This window comes from Endozoicomonas sp. (assembly GCF_051008435.1).
GTDB lineage: Bacteria > Pseudomonadota > Gammaproteobacteria > Pseudomonadales > Endozoicomonadaceae > Endozoicomonas_A.
Map to the genome: position 1 here is coordinate 1 of NZ_JBPCXO010000060.1, position 2195 is coordinate 2195.

Consider the following 2195-nt stretch of genomic DNA (forward strand, 5'->3'; position numbering starts at 1 on the left):
CACTTCCTCAATGTTGAGTGGTCAGTACCCAGCAAGCGAGCTGCTTCACCAATCTTGACTAATCTCTTATCCATAGTGTGAGATTATGATAGATAATCATAGATTACTCAATACTGTTTCAAACCCCGGCAGATAAACAAATTCGATCCGTGGCAGAAATCATTCAGCGGGTACGCCCGGATGTGCTCTTACTGAATGAGTTCGATTTTGACGCTGAAGGTGTCGCCATTGACCTGTTCCAGAAGAACTTTCTGGGAGAGAGTCAGAATGGTCAAGAAACCATAGCCTATCCCCACGTTTATCTGGCGGAATCAAATACCGGGCTACCAAGTAAGATCGATCTGGATGGTAATGGTTCTGTAGGCGGACCCGGAGATGCTTACGGATTTGGATTCTTTCCCGGACAGTATGGAATGGTGTTGCTATCCCGTTACCCAATTGCTGACTGGCAGGTAAGAACGTTTCAGCACTTCCTCTGGAAAGATATGCCGGAAGCCTTGTTACCGGATAACCCGGATACTGAAGCAGAAGGTGACGATTACAGCAAAGACGCTCTGGATGTTTTCCGCCTGAGCTCAAAGAGTCATTGGGATATTCCGCTGTGGGTTGATGGTCAGCTGGTTCATGTGCTGGCAGCCCACCCAACGCCCCCTGTCTCTGATGGCCCGGAAGATCGCAACGGCAGACGTAATCATGATGAGATCCGCTTCTGGGCTGACTATGTAGCAGGTTGGAAAAAATCGTCGTATATCTATGATGACGCCGGTTATCGAGGTGGCCTGCCAAAGAGGAGTGCTTTTGTCATTATGGGGGACTACAACGCTGACCCGTATGATGGAGACAGTACTCAACGTGCTATCTGGCAACTGCTTGACCACCCGGCTATTGAAAACCAGTTTTCACCAGGCAGTCTGGGAGGCTGGCAGGATAGCCTGACAGAAGGTCAGGGCAATAATCAGCATAAGGGTAATCCTGTTCTGGATACCGGAGATTTTAACCCGGCTGGTCCAGGTAACTTACGGGTAGATTATGTTCTGGCTTCTAAACGGAGACTGCAGCGTGGCTGTGGCGGAGTATTCTGGCCTTCTGAAAAAGATCAAACGTATTCTCTGGTCGGGCCAGGTTTTCCTGTCGTTTCTTCCGATCATCATCTGGTCTGGCAGGATATAAAAGTGCGTCGTTTTAATTGGTAAACAGTCCAGGATGATGGCTGGTAGAGGGTTCACGCTAAGGGTGAACCCTTCTGAGAATTTATCGACTGACTGCAGCCATGGTGAGTCGGGAAATACAGGTTAACTGACCTTCCTCATTCTCAACCCTGATTTCCCAGACCTGAGTCTTTCTGCCAATGTGAACGGCTTTGGCGGTACCGGTCACCTCTCCTGACAGGGCTGACTTGAGATGGTTGGCATTGATCTCAAGACCCACACAATATTGATCTTTTGCACAGCAAAGATTGGCTCCCATACTGCCAAGGGTTTCTGCCAGCACCACTGAGGCTCCACCATGAAGAAGCCCGGCAGGTTGTTTGGTTCTCTCGTCTACGGGCATGGTACCCCGAATAAAGTCGTCGCCTATTTCAACTATCTTTATACCCACATGGCTGCACATATTACCTTCCATTCTCTGGTTCAGGCTTTCTGGAGTGGTTTCGGTCTTCCATATGGACATGGCAGGCACCTTTCATTCTATGTATGACACACCTTTATCGTGCTTCAGGTATGAATAAGTAGTTAGTTTCACATGAGGAGTTGCTATGAAACCCTGGGCGTCTTTTTATTTTGCAAGTATTCACTGGTCACCAAGAGTGACAGGAAAAACAATCCCTGGTCTTTGGCTGCTGACAATCCTGCTGGTATTTTGCGCTGCTGGAGTGCAGGCGGCTCCGACAGAAGCACCAATGAATCAGGAGGAAGCATACAACCAGCTGGAGCAAAAACTCAATCTCACTGATCAACAGAAACCCAGGGTAGAGGTTATCCTGAAGGAAAATATGGAGAACCTCAAAAAGATTCAAGCCACCGATGAGAACCGACTCAGTAAGGCTAGGAGCCTGTCGGACTTAAGTCTATTTCGGCCTAAATTCCAGAAAGAACGGCCCAATTATTCGATGAATTCGATTAAATAGGTCAACTATTCTCACGAATCCATCGAAGCTGTCTAGAACGCTCAAGACTGTCGACTCGTTCTACTGA

At 48.1% G+C, this 2195-nt stretch carries 3 protein-coding genes; 2 read left to right on the forward strand and 1 reads right to left on the reverse strand.

Annotated elements, in window-relative coordinates:
- Positions 1 to 140 precede the first annotated feature (140 nt).
- Positions 141 to 1193, forward strand: coding sequence for an endonuclease/exonuclease/phosphatase family protein (locus ACR2PX_RS02760; RefSeq protein WP_433997832.1), 1053 nt, complete (start codon positions 141 to 143; stop codon positions 1191 to 1193).
- Between the two features lie 58 nt (positions 1194 to 1251).
- On the opposite strand, the gene ACR2PX_RS02765 is transcribed toward ACR2PX_RS02760, so the two are convergent.
- Entirely contained in the window at positions 1252 to 1671 is a 420-nt protein-coding gene (locus ACR2PX_RS02765; protein ID WP_433997830.1) for a hotdog fold thioesterase, read from the reverse strand.
- 85 nt (positions 1672 to 1756) lie between these two features.
- On the opposite strand from ACR2PX_RS02765, the gene ACR2PX_RS02770 reads away from it, so the two are divergent.
- Positions 1757 to 2128: a hypothetical protein gene (locus tag ACR2PX_RS02770; RefSeq protein ID WP_433997831.1), complete on the forward strand. Its 372-nt coding sequence runs from the start codon at positions 1757 to 1759 to the stop codon at positions 2126 to 2128.
- Positions 2129 to 2195 lie beyond the last annotated feature (67 nt).